General features: G+C 71.8%; 15 protein-coding genes and 1 riboswitch. Of the genes, 4 read left to right on the forward strand and 11 right to left on the reverse strand.

Going from position 1 to position 15,466, the window contains the following annotated elements:
• Positions 1–272: 272 nt before the first annotated feature.
• Both ACFFRH_RS27375 and ACFFRH_RS27380 read right to left on the reverse strand, forming a co-directional pair.
• Entirely contained in the window at positions 273–482 is a 210-nt protein-coding gene (locus tag ACFFRH_RS27375; protein ID WP_344749158.1) for an MbtH family protein, read from the reverse strand.
• 943 nt (positions 483–1,425) lie between these two features.
• Positions 1,426–1,827 carry a hypothetical protein gene (locus tag ACFFRH_RS27380; RefSeq protein WP_344749157.1) on the reverse strand — a complete coding sequence of 134 codons (402 nt, stop codon included), beginning with the start codon at positions 1,825–1,827 and terminating at the stop codon, positions 1,426–1,428.
• Positions 1,828–2,025: 198 nt separating this feature from the next.
• Between ACFFRH_RS27380 and ACFFRH_RS27385 the strand changes: the two genes are divergently transcribed.
• Both ACFFRH_RS27385 and ACFFRH_RS27390 read left to right on the forward strand, forming a co-directional pair.
• On the forward strand, positions 2,026–2,622 hold the full coding sequence (locus ACFFRH_RS27385; RefSeq protein WP_344749156.1) for a TetR/AcrR family transcriptional regulator C-terminal domain-containing protein: 597 nt from the start codon (positions 2,026–2,028) through the stop codon (positions 2,620–2,622).
• A gap of 406 nt (positions 2,623–3,028) precedes the next feature.
• Positions 3,029–3,220, forward strand: a complete 192-nt coding sequence (locus ACFFRH_RS27390; RefSeq protein WP_329094021.1) for a DUF5999 family protein — start codon at positions 3,029–3,031, stop codon at positions 3,218–3,220.
• 6 nt (positions 3,221–3,226) lie between these two features.
• Here the strand turns inward: ACFFRH_RS27390 and ACFFRH_RS27395 are convergent, their stop codons facing one another.
• Positions 3,227–3,859 (reverse strand): alpha/beta hydrolase family protein, encoded by a 633-nt coding sequence (locus ACFFRH_RS27395; RefSeq protein WP_344749166.1) that lies wholly within the window; start codon positions 3,857–3,859, stop codon positions 3,227–3,229.
• Positions 3,860–3,992: 133 nt separating this feature from the next.
• Between ACFFRH_RS27395 and ACFFRH_RS27400 the strand changes: the two genes are divergently transcribed.
• On the forward strand, positions 3,993–4,343 hold the full coding sequence (locus tag ACFFRH_RS27400) for a hypothetical protein (protein ID WP_344749155.1): 351 nt from the start codon (positions 3,993–3,995) through the stop codon (positions 4,341–4,343).
• A 190-nt stretch (positions 4,344–4,533) separates the two neighbouring features.
• Here the strand turns inward: ACFFRH_RS27400 and ACFFRH_RS27405 are convergent, their stop codons facing one another.
• The 8 genes from ACFFRH_RS27405 to clsA all read right to left on the reverse strand — a co-directional run bounded on the left by ACFFRH_RS27405 (position 4,534) and on the right by clsA (position 14,541).
• Positions 4,534–5,316: a tetratricopeptide repeat protein gene (locus ACFFRH_RS27405; protein WP_344749154.1), complete on the reverse strand. Its 783-nt coding sequence runs from the start codon at positions 5,314–5,316 to the stop codon at positions 4,534–4,536.
• Positions 5,317–5,432: 116 nt separating this feature from the next.
• On the reverse strand, positions 5,433–8,288 hold the full coding sequence (gcvP, locus tag ACFFRH_RS27410) for an aminomethyl-transferring glycine dehydrogenase (RefSeq protein WP_386160574.1): 2,856 nt from the start codon (positions 8,286–8,288) through the stop codon (positions 5,433–5,435).
• A 181-nt stretch (positions 8,289–8,469) separates the two neighbouring features.
• A riboswitch (glycine riboswitch) is annotated at positions 8,470–8,562 on the reverse strand.
• A 15-nt stretch (positions 8,563–8,577) separates the two neighbouring features.
• On the reverse strand, positions 8,578–9,198 hold the full coding sequence (locus tag ACFFRH_RS27415; protein WP_386160576.1) for a MerR family transcriptional regulator: 621 nt from the start codon (positions 9,196–9,198) through the stop codon (positions 8,578–8,580).
• Between the two features lie 144 nt (positions 9,199–9,342).
• Entirely contained in the window at positions 9,343–9,813 is a 471-nt protein-coding gene (locus tag ACFFRH_RS27420; protein WP_326639501.1) for a bifunctional nuclease family protein, read from the reverse strand.
• 79 nt (positions 9,814–9,892) lie between these two features.
• Positions 9,893–10,543: a transcriptional regulator FtsR gene (ftsR, locus tag ACFFRH_RS27425; RefSeq protein WP_425581855.1), complete on the reverse strand. Its 651-nt coding sequence runs from the start codon at positions 10,541–10,543 to the stop codon at positions 9,893–9,895.
• 26 nt (positions 10,544–10,569) lie between these two features.
• Positions 10,570–11,082 (reverse strand): double zinc ribbon and FHA domain-containing protein, encoded by a 513-nt coding sequence (locus ACFFRH_RS27430; protein WP_329079681.1) that lies wholly within the window; start codon positions 11,080–11,082, stop codon positions 10,570–10,572.
• Between the two features lie 357 nt (positions 11,083–11,439).
• Entirely contained in the window at positions 11,440–13,941 is a 2,502-nt protein-coding gene (locus tag ACFFRH_RS27435; protein WP_344749150.1) for a sugar phosphate nucleotidyltransferase, read from the reverse strand.
• 3 nt (positions 13,942–13,944) lie between these two features.
• Entirely contained in the window at positions 13,945–14,541 is a 597-nt protein-coding gene (gene clsA / locus ACFFRH_RS27440) for a cardiolipin synthase ClsA (RefSeq protein ID WP_344749149.1), read from the reverse strand.
• Positions 14,542–14,838: 297 nt separating this feature from the next.
• On the opposite strand from clsA, the gene ACFFRH_RS27445 reads away from it, so the two are divergent.
• A complete protein-coding gene (locus ACFFRH_RS27445; RefSeq protein ID WP_344749148.1) occupies positions 14,839–15,447 on the forward strand; it encodes a class I SAM-dependent methyltransferase in 609 nt (202 codons plus the stop codon).
• The last annotated feature ends 19 nt before the right edge of the window (positions 15,448–15,466 follow it).

Below are 15,466 nucleotides of genomic sequence, written 5' to 3' on the forward strand. Positions count from 1 at the left end.
CGGTCCTGAAGTTCCGAAGTCCTGAAGTTCCGAAGTCCTGAAGTTCCGAAGTCCTGAAGTTCCGAAGTCCTGAAGTTCCGAAGTCCTGAAGTTCCGAAGGGCGCCATCGCGAGACCTCCCGGTCCGCGGTGGCGCCCTTCGCCGTGTTCCGGCCCTCGCGGGGAGTGCCCCCCGCAGAGACCGGCAGGAGCGCGGAGCGCCCCTCCCCGAGGGGCCGGGCACGGGACCGGGGCGACGGTTCCCGTACCGGACCCTCGAAGGTCCTGGGGGTGTCAGCCACCCATCTCGGCGACGAGGCTCCTGGGGCGCATGTCGGTCCAGGAGCCTTCGACGTAGGCCAGGCAGCCGGCGCGGGAGTCCTCACCGTGGACGATCTCCCAGCCCGGGGGGACGTCGGCGAACGCGGGCCACAGCGAGTGCTGCCCCTCGGCGTTCACCAGCACCACGAAGGACGCGCTCTCGTCGTCGAAGGGGTTGGTCATCGGATACCTCCAGCATGATCGTGCCGGGCGGCGAACCCGGCTCCGCGGATTCGCCCGGCACCGGAACTCCCGTCCGGCGCCGGCCGTCCGCACGGGCGGCGCGGGGGTTTCCCACCGGCGCGCCCAGGGGCGGCGACCGCCGTTTCCCCGCCGGACGCGAGGACCGTCCGGGCACGGAAAAGGCAGGCGAAAATGGCATAGATGCGTGCACCTCAGCGAGGCGCCTGGTCACGGTGTTGGACGAGTGGCCGGAGAGACCACAGGGCAAAACGTCTTCTTAGGGAAGCCTAACCTAAAATTCACCCCATTGGCGGCAATGTCAAGATGCCGATCACCAGGGGCCGGATCACCTTTCACTCCTCACCCGTCACGCTCTCGACAGCCAAGGCGAGGAAGGCAGGGCGAACCGGAATCATCAGCGAGGTGAGCGTGATCGGCGGGCAGGAACCATCTCCGGCCTCCCGGGCTTCCCGGGACGGTGGCCTCGTCATGGGCACCAAAGGCCCCGGAGCCGCCGCCACGGGACGCCCCTGACCGCCGTCCGCGGGCGGCGGCCCCCCTCCGTCTCGGCCGCGCACGCCGCCCGCCTAGCGTTCCGGCGTACGCGAGGGCCCGAAGCCGGCGTACACGAACCCGGACCGGCGTACACGGCGGCCCCGGACCGACGGACGCGGGGCCTGGACAGCGCGGACGGGAGTACGGCACACGGATGGGTGGCCGCGAGGACGGATCCGGCACGAGGTGCGGGCGGGCGCCCGCGCGGGGCCCGTTCCGGAACGGCGAGACCGCCCGTCACGGAACGTGTGACGGGCGGCGAGAGGCCGTTCGAACCGGGTCCGCGGGCGAAGGCCGGCGGGAGGGCCGGGGGCGGATCAGCCCCGCGCCCCGGCGCCCACGAGCGAAGACCCCGGTGCGGACCGGGGGTGAGGAGCGGGAACGGAGATCAGCGGGCGGAGGCGGTGACCGGACGCGGGACCCTGGGGATGCCCGTCAGCCGGTTCTGCTCGCGGAGGGTGCGCAGGCGGTTGACCTCGGCGGTCCACTCGGCGCCCTTCGGGGTGGCCCTGCCCTTGCGGCGGCGGATCCGGTCGTCGTACGACCTGATCCCGAACGTCGCGCGCTGGTTGGCCTCGGCCGCGCGCAGGGCCTCGGTGAGCGCCCTGTCGAAGGCGAGCCCGGCGGCTCGCAGCTCCTGCACGGGGGCCGCGGCGGCCTGTGCCCGGCGTACCTCGGCCTCGGCCTCGCGCGCCTTCCGCAGGAGCTCGGGGAAGCTCTTCCCGACCTCCTGGTCAGCGTGGTGACGAACCTCCGCCTCCCGGCTCACGCGCGGTCGGAAAAACGCCATCTTCTTCCCTCTCTCGCCGGTCGCCGGGTCTCCTCCGGCAGATCACCGCTCGTAGCCTACGCGGTCCGTCCCCACCCCACACACTCAGCCGGACCCCAGCGGACCGGCTCGCCGCCCGGTGGTCTCGCGGGCCGGATGTTCGTCCTGTCCGGCGCGCCGTCCTTTACGCAGTAAGGTGACGGTGGCAGGATGCCTCCCATGCCTGCCAAGCGACCGCCCGTCCCGCTCTCCAGGGAGCGCATCATCGACGCCGCCCTCCACATCGCCGACGGTCAGGGGCTCCGGCGCCTGACGATGCGGCGGCTGGGCGACGCGCTCCAGGTGGAGGCGATGGCCATCTACCACCACCTGCCGCGCGGCAAGGACGCCCTGATGGACGCGCTGGCCGAGCACGTCACCACCGTCCACGCCGAGCCCGGCGAGAGCTGGCAGGAGAGCGCGAGGGCCTGGTGCCGGGCGAGCCGGGCCGCGCTGAGGGAGCATCCCGGGGTGCTGGCCCTCGCCCTGACCAAGCCGCCGAGGGGCAGGGCGGCCGTCGCCATCAGGGAGCAGACCGACCAGCTGGCCGACGCGGGCCTGGCCGACCCCGCGGGGGCGGTGCGGGCCCTGCGGGCCTACGTCTTCGGCGCGGTGGCGGTGGAGGTGCAGCAGTCGGGCTGGGCCGAGCCCTCGGGCGACGAGGACGAGCCCTGGCGTCCCCCCTCCAGGGGAGGCGGCAGCCCGGCGGCGGACGCCGACTTCGAACACGGACTGGACGCCCTCCTGGCCGGTCTGGGCGCGCCCCGGACCCGGTAAGGGGCCGACCGGGGGTTTGAAAACCCCGATCGACACACGTCAGCAACTTGTAACCGATCGTTTACCCGCCGGGCGGCGTGTCGCACTTGGTCGAATATCCTTATATGAGGCATCCTGTGTTATAGGTCACATCCCCTGACAAAGCCCTGACGGACTGACCCGATACCAGTTCCCAAACAGTCCTAACGGGCTATGTCGCCGAGGTGCGATCGATCGCACACTTGATCTGCTTGATGTGCGGCCCTCGTTCTGTTAGGGCCGCACGGCCACATATCAACATTCAGATGCTCGTCCCCGTCATACGTGGGAACGGAGACCCATCGGTGACGGTGCCGCCGGATGTCCGATGCCCACCCGTGCCCGGTGTGACCGGGCGAGCCGACACGAGAGATCCGGAGGCACGCCGATGTGCCCGCACGAGCCGTCCTGTCCGTCCGCCGACGCGCTGGACCGCGAAGCCGCCCGCACCATGGCGGCCCACCCTGAGCAGGGCTGGAGCCTGCTCTGCAACGGTGTGGTGTTGTTCGACGACACCGGCGAGCTCCTCCCGGACGGTGCCGTCATCGAGCCGCACCGGCCGCTGGCCGGCGTCGTCTGAGGCTCGTCACACCCGACCGGTCACGCTGAGCGGGTCCACCGAGCCCGGCCGCATCCTCGTGTCGAGCCACTCGGCGACCACCTCGCCCACCCTGACGGGATTCCTCCCGAGGTCGTGACCCTCTCCCGGCAGCACCACCAGGCGCGCGGCGTCCGCCGCCTCGGGCACGCCGAACGGGTCACGGTCTCCGTTCACCACCAGCACGTCCACCCCCGCCGCGCGCAGCTCCCCGGCGCGTGACCGCTCCGGCTTCCCCGGCGGGTGCAGCGGGAACGCCAGCGCGACGACCGCGCGGGCCCCGACCCTCCCGGCCGTGCGGCACGCGACCCGGGCCCCGTTGCTCCGCCCGCCCTGCGCCAGCGGCAGCCCCGGGTAGCGCCCGCGCAGGTCGGCCACCAGCGTCTCCCACGCCTCGTCCTGCTTGACCGCCGACCCCGGCGCGCGGGCCCCGCGCATCCGGAACGGCTGGAGCACCCGCGCGACCGTCCCGCCGACCGCCGTCGCGGCGTCCCGTACGGCGAGCAGGTCCGGGGCGTCCACTCCCCCGGCCGAGCCGTGGGTGAGCACCAGCAGGAAGCGCGGGCCGGCCACCTCGTCGACCTCCACCAGCGCCGGGCCGTGCGGGGTCGCGATCTCCATGGGCGCGACCGCGCGGGCCGCGAGCCGGAGCCCCGGCGTGGACGCCCCGGTGAGGGGGGTGGAGTCGGAGGTGGACACGGATCTCCTCCTATCGGCTGATGCCCGGCGACCGGCCGGAAGGAACAATCGAGGCGTGCAGGACTACCAAGATATCCGCCAGGACATGCGCGCCACCGTCGAGGCCCGCCGCGACCTCGGCCCCGAGTACGAGACCGCCCTCATCGAGTCGTTCGTGTCACGTCTCGACGCGACCATCGCCCACCGGGTGCGCGCCGAGATGCACGCCGCCGGGGCGCCGATGGCCAAGTCACGCAAGAGCTCGAACGGCTCGATCCCGATCGCCCTCGGCTCGATGGGCATCGGGATCCCGCTGACCGCCATCGCGGCGCAGAACGCGGGCACCGCCGGGCTGCTGCTGGCCTGGGGCGGGATCGTGGCGATCAACTTCGCCCACGCCCTGAGCCGCTGGCGGGAGCGCGACTGACACCCTCCGGGAAGCCCCGCGGCTTCGCGGGAGGCCGGACGGCCGGTGCCCGGGTGCCGGTGCCCACAGAGGCCCCACGGACACCCCACAACCACCCGGTGCCCGTGTGACGTCTCCCACGGGCACGACGAGCACCACGACGCCCGCGCGCGGGACCGGCGCGCGCCGCGCCCCAGAGGCCAGAGGCAGGTCAGAGGTCCCGGTCGAGGCGGAGGCGGACCTCACCGGCGAGATCCTCGTCGGCGCTGTCCAGGCCGTAGCGCCACACGCGCTCGGCGTCCTCGTCACGTCCCCTGAGCGGGAGCGTGCGGGCCAGGAGCTCGATCGCCAGCGCGCCGGTCTCGACGTCGCCGCCCTCCTCGATCGCACCGGAGAACTCCGCGCACGCCAGCTCCAGATGGGCGATGCCGAGCATCACCCGCAGCCTCGGCACCTCGGCCGCGTCGGGCACCGCGAGCGCCTCCAGGAGCACCTGGGCGGCCTCCCCCGGCTCCCCCTCCTCCAGGAACACCTCCGCCAGCCGCTGGGCGGCACGAGGAGCGATCTCCGGGTCGCCGGTGGCCAGCGCGTCACGCAGCGACCGCTCGGCCTCCTGCTCGCCCGTGGCGAGCCTGGCGAGGGCCATGTGCGCCAGCGGGACGTAGTCGGGGTGGCCCACGCCCAGCGCGGCCTGCCAGGCGGCGCGGGCCTGGTCGGCCAGGCCCTCCCGCTCGAAGCTTCCCGCGAGCAGGCAGGCGGCCTGGGCGGCGAACTCCGGGTGCCCGGTCGCCAGCGCGGTGCGCGCGGCCGCGCGCGAGCCCGCCACGTCCCCGCTCTCCTCCAGTACCACCGCGAGCCCCACCGCCGCCTGGGCCCGGTCGGGCTCGCCGGGATCGGCGACCAGCTCGGCGAAGATCGCGGCGGCGCCGTCGAGGTCCCCCGACTCGGCCAGTCTTCGCGCGGTGTCCAAGGGACGGGTGTCCACCTCAGGCATGCAGGATCCTTCCGGATACGGAGACGCCCCGAGCCTAACGACTCGGGGCGCCCTCCGTCCTGTCGCATTCCCCGCGAATATCGCGGTTCGCGCGGGCTTCCCGCTCCCCTCGGCGATCAGTCCTCGTACGCCTCCAGGGGAGGGCAGGAGCAGACCAGGTTGCGGTCGCCGTAGGCCTGGTCGATGCGGCGGACCGGCGACCAGTACTTGCCCTCGCGCACCGACGGCAGCGGGTAGGCCGCCTCGGTCCGGCCGTAGGGGTGGCCCCACTCGTCGGCGACGAGGCTGTCGGCCGTGTGCGGGGCGTTGCGCAGCGGGTTGTCGGTCCTGTCGTACGCCCCGGAGGCGACCTTCGCGATCTCCTCGCGGATCGCGATCATCGCCTCGCAGAACCGGTCGAGCTCGGCCAGGTCCTCGCTCTCGGTCGGCTCGATCATCAGCGTGCCGGCCACCGGGAAGGACATGGTCGGGGCGTGGAAGCCGTAGTCGATGAGGCGCTTGGCCACGTCGTCGACCGTCACCCCGGTCTCCTTGGTGATCTGGCGCAGGTCCACGATGCACTCGTGGGCGACGAGGCCGCCGCGGCCGGTGTAGAGGACCGGGTAGTGGGGGCTGAGCCTGCGGGCCAGGTAGTTGGCCGACAGGATGGCCTGCTCGGTGGCCGCCTTCAGGCCGTCGGCGCCCATCATCCGGATGTAGGCCCAGGAGATGGGCAGGATGCCCGCGGAGCCGTACGGCGCGGCCGAGACCGGGCCGACCGCGGTACCCTCGCGCAGCGGGTGGCCGGGCAGGTAGTCGGCCAGGTGGGCGCGGACCGCGACCGGGCCGACGCCGGGGCCGCCGCCGCCGTGCGGGATGCAGAAGGTCTTGTGCAGGTTCAGGTGGGAGACGTCCGCCCCGAACTCCCCCGGCCTGGCCAGGCCGACCAGCGCGTTGAGATTGGCGCCGTCGACGTAGACCTGCCCGCCGGCCTCGTGCACCAGCTCGCAGATCCGGACGATCGTCTCCTCGTACACGCCGTGCGTGGACGGGTAGGTCACCATGATCGCGGCAAGCTGCTCGCGGTGCTTCTCGATCTTCGCGACGAGGTCGTCGACGTCCACGTTGCCCTGGTCGTCACAGGCGACCACGGCCACGCGCATGCCCGCCATCACGGCGCTCGCGGCGTTGGTGCCGTGGGCGGACGAGGGGATCAGGCAGACGTCGCGGCCCGACTCGCCGCGCGCGGTGTGGTAGGCGCGGATCGCCAGGAGCCCGGCGAACTCGCCCTGGGAGCCGGCGTTCGGCTGGAGCGACACGGCGTCGTAGCCGGTCACCTCGGCCAGCCAGCGCTCCAGCTCCCCGATCAGCTCGATGTAGCCCGCGGCCTGGTCCTCGGGCGCGTAGGGGTGCAGCCCGGCGAACTCCGGCCAGGTGATCGGCTCCATCTCGGTGGTCGCGTTGAGCTTCATGGTGCAGGAGCCCAGCGGGATCATCGACCGGTCGAGCGCGATGTCCTTGTCCTGGAGCCTGCGCAGGTAGCGCAGCATCGCCGTCTCGGAGCGGTGGCTGTGGAAGACCGGGTGGGTCAGGTAGTCGCTGACCCGGGCCAGCGCGGCGGGCAGCGCGTCGTGCGCGGCGGCGTCGAGGTCGGCGAGCACGGCGCCGCTGACCTCGAAGGCGGCCAGGACCTGCTCCAGGTGGAGGAGCTCGGTCCTCTCGTCGCAGGTGACGCCCACGTGGTCGGCGTCGACCAGGCGCAGGTTCACCCCGTTGTCGCGGGCCGCGGCGACGACCTTCGCGGCCCGGCCGGGCACCCTGGCGAGCACGGTGTCGAAGAAGGTGTCGTGCACGACCTCGACGCCGCCCTGGCGCAGGCCCTCGGCGAGCACGACGGCGTACCGGTGGGTGCGCCGGCCGATCCTGCGCAGGCCCTCGGGGCCGTGGTAGACGGCGTACATGCCGGCGATCACGGCGAGCAGCACCTGCGCGGTGCAGATGTTGCTGGTGGCCTTCTCGCGGCGGATGTGCTGCTCGCGGGTCTGGAGCGCGAGCCGGTACGCGGGGCGCCGGTCGGCGTCCTGGGAGACGCCCACCAGGCGGCCCGGCAGCTGGCGCTGGAGGCCGTCGCGGACCGCCATGTAGGCGGCGTGCGGGCCGCCGAAGCCGAGGGGGACGCCGAAGCGCTGCGAGGAGCCGACCGCGATGTCGGCGCCGAGCTCGCCGGGCGCGGCCAGGAGGGTGAGGGCCAGCAGGTCGGCGGCGGCGACCACCTGGGCGCCGCGCGCGTGGGCGGCGTCGGCGATGGCGCGGAAGTCGCGGACCCTGCCGCTGGCACCGGGATACTGCACGAGCACCCCGAAGCACTCGGGAAGCTCCTCGGTGAAGTCGCTCTCGACCAGCTCGATGCCGAGCGGCTCGGCGCGGGTGCGCAGCACCGCCTTGGTCTGCGGCAGCGCGTCGGCGTCCACCACGAACACCTTCGAGGGGCCGCGGCCCGCGCGGCGGGCGAGGGTCATCGCCTCGGCGGCGGCGGTGGCCTCGTCCAGCAGGGAGGCCCCGGCCACGTCGAGGGCGGTCAGGTCGGAGACGACGGTCTGGAAGTTGATCAGGGCCTCCAACCGGCCCTGGGAGATCTCCGGCTGGTAGGGCGTGTACGCGGTGTACCAGCCCGGGTTCTCCAGGAGGTTGCGGCGGATGACGCCCGGGGTGATCGTGTCGTGGTAGCCGAGGCCGATCATCGAGGTGAGCACGGTGTTGCGCCCGGCGAGGACCCGCAGCTCGGCGAGGGTCTCGGACTCCCCGGCCGCCGGGGGCAGGCTCAGCCGCTCCGAGGAGCGGATCGCCTCGGGTACGGCCACCGCGACCAGGTCGGCGACGGAGGCGAATCCGACCGCCTCCAGCATGCGGGTCTGGCCGGCGTCGTCCGGCCCTATGTGGCGGGTCGCGAACGGAGGGGAGCCGAGTTCGCTGAGCGATGACAGGTCGGTCATGGTGAAGCCTCCCGGGACGGGGTGGAGACCGGCGCTGGGCGCGGGCGTATGCCTGGTCTCCCCCTCTGTCATCACGACCGTCGTGCGGGGTCGTGACCTGAGAGCTTCACCTGCCCCGTGTCGGGCGGCTTGCACCGTCGGTGAGTCGCGCCTGGCGGGCGCGCCTGCTTTCCAGAGTTGCCTCGTCCGTGCGGTACCGGGTGCCTGAGAGATTCCGGGGAGGTTGCTCCTTCGGCGCCCCGATCGCGGTCGGGGTCTCTCCCGCACAGGGTCAGTGGCAAGTCCGAGTTTACCCGGTTCGTCGTGCTCTGCGACGGCGGGCCAGCTCATCGGCCTGATGATCTCCTAAAGGGCCGTCGCTCGACTCCGCACGTTCGCCCGGTAGATCCGCGAGGGAGCCCTCCACCTCCTGCCACACCCGTCCCAGCGCTATGCCGAAGACTCCCTGACCGCCCTGGAGCAGGTCGATGACCTCGTCGGGCGAGGTGCACTCGTAGACGCTCACCCCGTCGCTCATCAGGGTGATCCCGGCCAGGTCGTTGACGCCCCGGTCGCGCAGGTGCTGCACGGCGATGCGGATCTGCTGGAGGGAGACGCCGGTGTCGAGGAGCCGCTTGACGACCTTGAGGACCAGGATGTCGCGAAAGCCGTACAGCCGCTGGGAGCCGGAGCCGTGGGCGGCTCGCACGGTGGGCTCGACCAGGCCGGTGCGCGCCCAGTAGTCGAGTTGCCGGTAGGTGATGCCGGCCGCGGAACAGGCCGTGGGACCGCGGTAGCCGATGTCGGCGGGCACCTTCACCGGTTGCCCGTCGAACAGCAGACCCTCTTCACCCGCGCGCTGACGTGCCGACTGGCGCCGTTCCGGGTCATCCTGATCGGCGTTTCTACCCTCGCCGCTGCTGACCGCCACGCGGACCTCCGGCTTTCTCTCATCCCACGGCCTGATCTGGGGGTTTACGCACGGCCGCGGGTTTCACTTGCACCGTAGGACTGGGGCCAAGTCCAGTCAACGACCCCACCCGGCGCGTCGTGAAGCGTAAATGCACCGAAATTCCTACCCCGCGCGGCCGAAGTCCTCGGGTGTGATCGTGTCAAGGAACTCCCTGAACTTCTCCACCTCGTCCTCCTGGTCGTCGGGGATGATCACCCCCGCCTCCCGGACCACGTCCTCACTCGCGAAGATACGTGCGCCGGTGCGAAGTGCCAAGGCGATCGAGTCCGAGGGACGCGCGCTCACCTCGACCCCGTTGGAGAACACGAGATCCGCGAAGAAGATGCCGTCGCGCAGGGCGACGATGTTGACCGTGCTCAGCCGGACCCCGAGCCCTTCGAGCACGTCGCGGAACAGGTCATGGGTGAGCGGCCGAGGCGGTGGCTCCTCGGCCTGGGCCATGGCGATCGCCGTGGCCTCCGTCATGCCGATCCAGATAGGTAGGTAACGCTCCCCATGCGTCTCTTTCAGCAAGACGATCGGCTGGTTGGAGGGCATCTCAACTCGAACGCCCACGACCTCCATCTGCAACACGGGCTGCTCCGTCTTCGCTGGATTCCGACCGGTTTGTTCAACGTAACACTCGTGGGGGTACGAGTGCCTGGTCAGGTTCTCACCGGCCCAGGGCCCCACGAACGCCGGAACGCAGCAGAGAGGCGTGCAATTCCAGCAGCAGGCCGGAGATCTCCCTGGCCGTCTCGTCGGCCTGGTCGATGGCGCCGGGGCCACGGCGGCGCAGGAGCGGGGCGACGGCCTGCTCGACCAGCCCCGCCTCGCGCTCGGCGGCGGCCTTGACGGCCCGCAGATGGCGGGCCCGCAGGCCGAAGGCGGCGAGGGCCCCTACGCTGCGGGCCACGGCCAGCGCCTCGGCGTCGTAGTAGCGGGCCACCGCGGCGAGCAGGCCGTAGTCCTCCAGCTCGGCGAGGGTCTCCTCGTCGAGCTCGGCGGCGGCGAGCAGCTCCTCGCGGGTGAGCCGGACCTCCGGGGGCGCGTCGTCGGGGACGGCGCGCGGCCGGGCGGCCGGACGCTCCTCGCGGTCGGCCGCCTCCAGATGATCCTTGATGACGCGCAGCGGCAGGTAGCGGTCACGCTGCTCGCTGAGGATGTAACGCAGCCGCTCGACGTCGGCGTAGGTGAACTTGCGGTAACCGGAGGGACTGCGCTCCGGCTCGATCAGCCCCTCGCCCTCCAGGAAACGAATCTTGGAGATGCTGACATCGGGGAACTCGCCCTGCAGGAGAGCGAGCACCTCCCCGATGCTCATGTGCGCACGAGCGGCCTGCGAGCTCATCATCCTCCAGCGGCGCCGCGGGTGAGGAAGACGAGGCGGAACTTGCCGATCTGCACCTCGTCCCCGCCGTACAGCGGGACCTCCTCGATCCGCTCACGGTTCACGTACGTGCCGTTCAGGCTGCCGACGTCGCGGACGGTGAAGACCCCGCCGCCGCGCCGGTAGAACTCGACGTGGCGCCGCGAGACCGTGATGTCGTCGAGGAAGATGTCGCTCTCGGGGTGGCGGCCCACGGTGGTGAGGTCGCTGTCGAGCAGGAACCGGCTGCCGGCGTTGGGACCGCGCATCGCGACCAGCAGCGCGGTGCCCGGGGGCAACTGCTCGACGGCCTGCCGTTCGGCGAGAAGCGTCTCACCTGTCTCCGCCTCGTAGGCCTCGATCCCGGAGAGAGAAATCGTCGATGTGCTGTCTCCGGGGGTCTCGGCTTTGGTAAGCGGCGACCCGCATCGTGAACAGAAACGGGCATCCTCAGGATTGGCATGACCGCACTGCGTGCAGTAGACGCTCGGCATCGATCGGCTCGGCCTCCTACCGCGAAGACGCGGCAACGGTGCTCAGTGATGCGCGCCTCGCTTCTTCGCTTCTCAAGTGTTTTCTCGGACTGCGAATGCCGCAACCTACAGTGATGAGGGGCGAAGGTCAAGGTTGACGCTGAACCGCGGGTACGGTCGGTGACAAAGTTACAGTGGGGCACTGTCTCCGGTCCATGGCGCCGCGCTGTGTTTGTGGCAACCGCTCGGCCCGGGACCCCCGTCCGAGCCCTTTCCCGCCCGGCTTCCCCGGCTTCCGGCCCTGCCTCCGGCCCGGCGGGGAACCCCCGCCCCATGCCCGCCCCGCGCCTGCGGCGCACCGGCCGGGGCCGGGTCCCGTCAGCCACCCGCTGCCTCCTCGACCACCCGCGCCCAGTGCTCGATCAGGGTCTGCGCGGAGTCGACGTCGAACCCCTCGGCCCACAGATGGGTGACCGCCTCCGTCGGGTCGGGCAGCACCAGGGTCCAGCTGCCGTCCTCTGCGACGACCCGCACCCCGTCGGTGGTGTCGATGCGGTAGTGCTCGGCGGCCTCGATGACCGAGCGCATCACCGCGCCCTTGGCCGCCCACGGGGTCGGCACGGTCCGGCGCAGCAGCTTGGCCTCGGGGATCCTGGCGTCGATCTGGCTGAGCGAGAGCCGGGTCCTGGCGACCAGGCCCAGCAGGCGCAGGAACACCGCCAGGCCGTCCACCGTGGGCCCGAACTCGGGCACGATGAAACCGCCGCGCCCGTCGGCGGCGAAGATCATCTCTGGCCCCCTGGCGGCGGCGGTGAGCGCGTCGATCGCGGTGGAGGTCCACTCGGCCTGGACGCCGTGGAACCTGCAGACCTGCTCGGCCACCCGGGTGGTGGTGACCGGCAGCGCCACCCTGCCGCCGCGCCGCTCGGCGGCGACCAGGTCGAGCACCACCAGCAGGGCGCGCTCCTCGCTGATCAGCTGGCCCTTCTCGTCCACCAGCGCGACCCGCTCCCCCACCGGGTCGAAGCGCACCCCGAAGGCCGCCCTGGAGGAGCTGACGAGCTCCGAGAGGCGTTGCAGGTCACGGCGGCGCTCGGCGAGGGTCTCGGTGGGCGAGGCGTCGTCCAGCCGGTTGTTGACGGTCAGCACGTCCACCCCCACCCGGCCCAGCAGGCTGGGCAGCACCAGCGAGGAGGTGCCTCCCGCGCAGTCGACCACGACCTTCATGTCGGCGTCGCGCACCCCGCTGATGTCGACCAGGCGCAGCAGCTCGTGCGTGTAGTCCTCCACCGCCCTGGCGGGGAAGCTCAGCTCGGCGATCTCCCCGGGGAAGGCGCGGCGGAACTCCTGCCGGGAGAAGACCCGGTCCAGCTTGCGCTGGGCCGCCGGCGACAGGTCCGCGCCGTGCTCGTCCATGAAGACGATGTCGACGCTCTGCGGATCACCGGGGGTGGTGCGCAGCGCGATGCCGCCGACGGCGTTCTCCCTGGCGGTGTGGAAGCGGGCCACCGGGAGCGGGGACGCCTCCAGGTCGAGCACGTTGATCGCGCTGGCGTTCAGGGCGCTGATCACGGCCCGCTTCAGCGCCCGCGCGGCGCGGGAGGAGTCGCGGGAGGTGATCACCGAGGCGCCCTTCTTCAGGGTGGTGGCGTAGGCGCTGGCCAGCCGTACGCACAGCTCGGGGGTGATCTCCACGTTGACCAGTCCCGAGACCCCCCGGGGGCCGAACAGGTTGCGCTGGGCGCGCGGCTCCCAGATGACGCTGTTGTTGATCACCGCCCCGGCCTCGATGGTCTTGAACGGGTAGATCTTGACGCCGGAGGAGATGTACGCCTCGGCCTCGATGATGCACTCGTCGCCGACGACGGCGCCCTCCTCGACCCTGGCGGCGGTCATCAGGTCGGTGTTCTTGCCGATCACGCAGCCGCGCAGGTGGGCGCTGGGGCCGACGTAGACGTTGTCGTGGACGACCGCGCGGTGCAGGAAGGCCCCCTCCCTGACCACCGCGTTGCTGCCCAGCACGGTGTACTCGCGCAGCTCGGCGCCCGCCTCGACCTTGGCGTAGTCGCCGACGTACAGGGGCCCCTTGAGGACGGCGTCGGCGTCGACCGAGGCCCCCTCGGCGACCCAGACGCCCGGCGAGACCTCGAAGGCGTCGATGTCGACCTTGACCCGGCCGGACAGGACGTCGGCCTGGGCCTTGAGGTAGCTCTCGTGGGTGCCGACGTCCTCCCAGTAGCCGTCGGCCACGTAGCCGTACAGCGGGGCGCCGCGCTCCAGCAGCCTGGGGAACACGTCGCCCGACCAGTCGACGGACCCCCCGGCCGCGATCTCGTCGAGGACCTCGGGCTCCATCACGTAGATGCCGGTGTTGGCGGTGTCGGAGAAGACCTGGCCCCAGGTCGGCTTCTCCAGGAAGCGCTCCACCCTGCCCTGGTCGTCGACGATCACGATGCCGAACTCCAGCGGGTTGGGGACGCGCTTGAGCCCGATCGTGACCATCGCGCCGTTCTCGCGGTGGAAGCGGATCATGTCGGTCAGGTCGATGTCGGTCAGCGCGTCGCCGGAGATGACCAGGAAGCGGTCGTCACGGAGCCGGTCGGCGGCGTTCTTCACGCTGCCCGCGGTGCCGAGCGGCGTGTCCTCGGTGGCGTAGTACAGGCTCATGCCGAGCTCGTCGCCGTCGCCGAAGTAGTTGCGGACCAGGGCGGCCAGGAACTGCACGGTGACCACCGTCTCGGTGAAGCCGTGCCGTTTGAGCAGGCGAAGCACATGCTCCATGATCGGCCGATTGATCACGGGTAGGAGAGGTTTGGGCTGGTTCGCGGTCATCGGCCGGAGCCGTGTCCCCTCCCCGCCCGCCATGACGACGGCCTTCACAGATCACCTCTTAAGGCGTTTGGCCTCGCTTGTCAGCTGACGCACCTGTACCCAATACAGCACTCCGGACCACCAGTACAGGCCTGTGCCCCAGATCGCCAGGGACCAGCCGACGATCCCCGCCGCCTCGGCGTACCAGGAGGGGTGGTGGGCCAGGAAGAGCAGTGGGAAGGCGTAGAGCAGGTTGGCCGTGGCGGCCTTGCCGAGGAAGTGCACGGGCAGCGCGGGACCGTACCCGAGGCGGCGCAGGACGAGCGGGATGCCCAGCAGCATCACGTCGCGCAGCGGGATGGCCAGCGCCAGCCACCAGGGGATGATCTCGCGCATGGCGAGGCCGAACAGGGTGGCCAGGATGTAGAGGCGGTCGGCCAGCGGGTCGAGCAGGCGGCCGAGCCTGCTGGTCTGGTTCCAGGCGCGGGCGATCTTGCCGTCGAGCCAGTCGGAGAACCCGGCCAGCATCAGCAGGGCGACGGCCCAGCCGTCCGCCTTCGGGCCCAGCACCAGCCACAGGAAAACCGGCACTCCCAGGAGCCTGGCCAGGCTCAACGCGTTGGGGACCGTCCAGATCCGGTCCTCGGCCCCCGATGCTTCCGGATTCACCGGCTGATCCCCCTCCCCGTACCTGATGGTGACACTACTGCGTCGGATGCGGCCGGGTGGATGCGGGCGCGGCCGACCCGCGGTCCCGCCTCGCGTACGGGCGGGCGCGAGAGGAGGCGCGGGCCGGCCGCGCCCGGCCCGCACCGGCCCGGGTCATCCTCAGGCCCCCGTCATCCTCAGGGCCCGGTCATCCTCCCCGGTCATCCTCGGGGAGGGGAGGATCCCTCCTCCCTGAGGCCGCAAAGATCGGCCAAATGGCGTACGGCCCGCCCTCCCGCACCCTCTACCCTTCAAACCATGACCAATGACACCACGCTCTTCCTGGGGCAGTGGATCCGCTCGCCGGGCACCGTTGGAGCGGTGGCGCCGAGTTCGCGGCGGCTCGCCGAGGCGGTGGCCTCGCCGATCCCGCACCGGGGCGATCCCGTGATCGTCGAGCTCGGCCCCGGCACGGGCGCGTTCACCGCGGAGATCCAGCGCCGGCTGGGCGGCCGGGGGCACCACCTCGCCGTCGAGATCAACCCGAAACTGGCCGAGTTCCTCGCCGCCAGGAATCCGGGAGTGGACGTCGTGGTCGACGACGCGGCACGGCTGCCCCAGCTGCTCCGGGAGCGCGGCCTGCCCCAGGCCGACGCGATCGTGAGCGGGCTCCCCTGGGCCGCGTTCTCCGAGGAGACACAGGCCCGCCTGCTGGGCGCGGTCACCGGGATCATGGGCCCGCACACGGCCTTCACCACCTTCGCCTACAGCTTCGCCAAGCGCCTTCCTCCCGCGCGGCGCTTCAGGAGGCGCCTGATCGACACCTTCGAGGAGGTCGTCCCCGGCCGGACGGTGTGGGGCAACGTGCCACCGGCCTTCGTCTACCACGCGCGCAGGCCGCGGCTGGAGTCCGCCGAGGAGTCCTGACCCGCGGACCGGCGGCCGG

It is taken from the genome of Streptosporangium vulgare, assembly GCF_042428775.1.
Classification (GTDB): domain Bacteria; phylum Actinomycetota; class Actinomycetes; order Streptosporangiales; family Streptosporangiaceae; genus Streptosporangium; species Streptosporangium vulgare.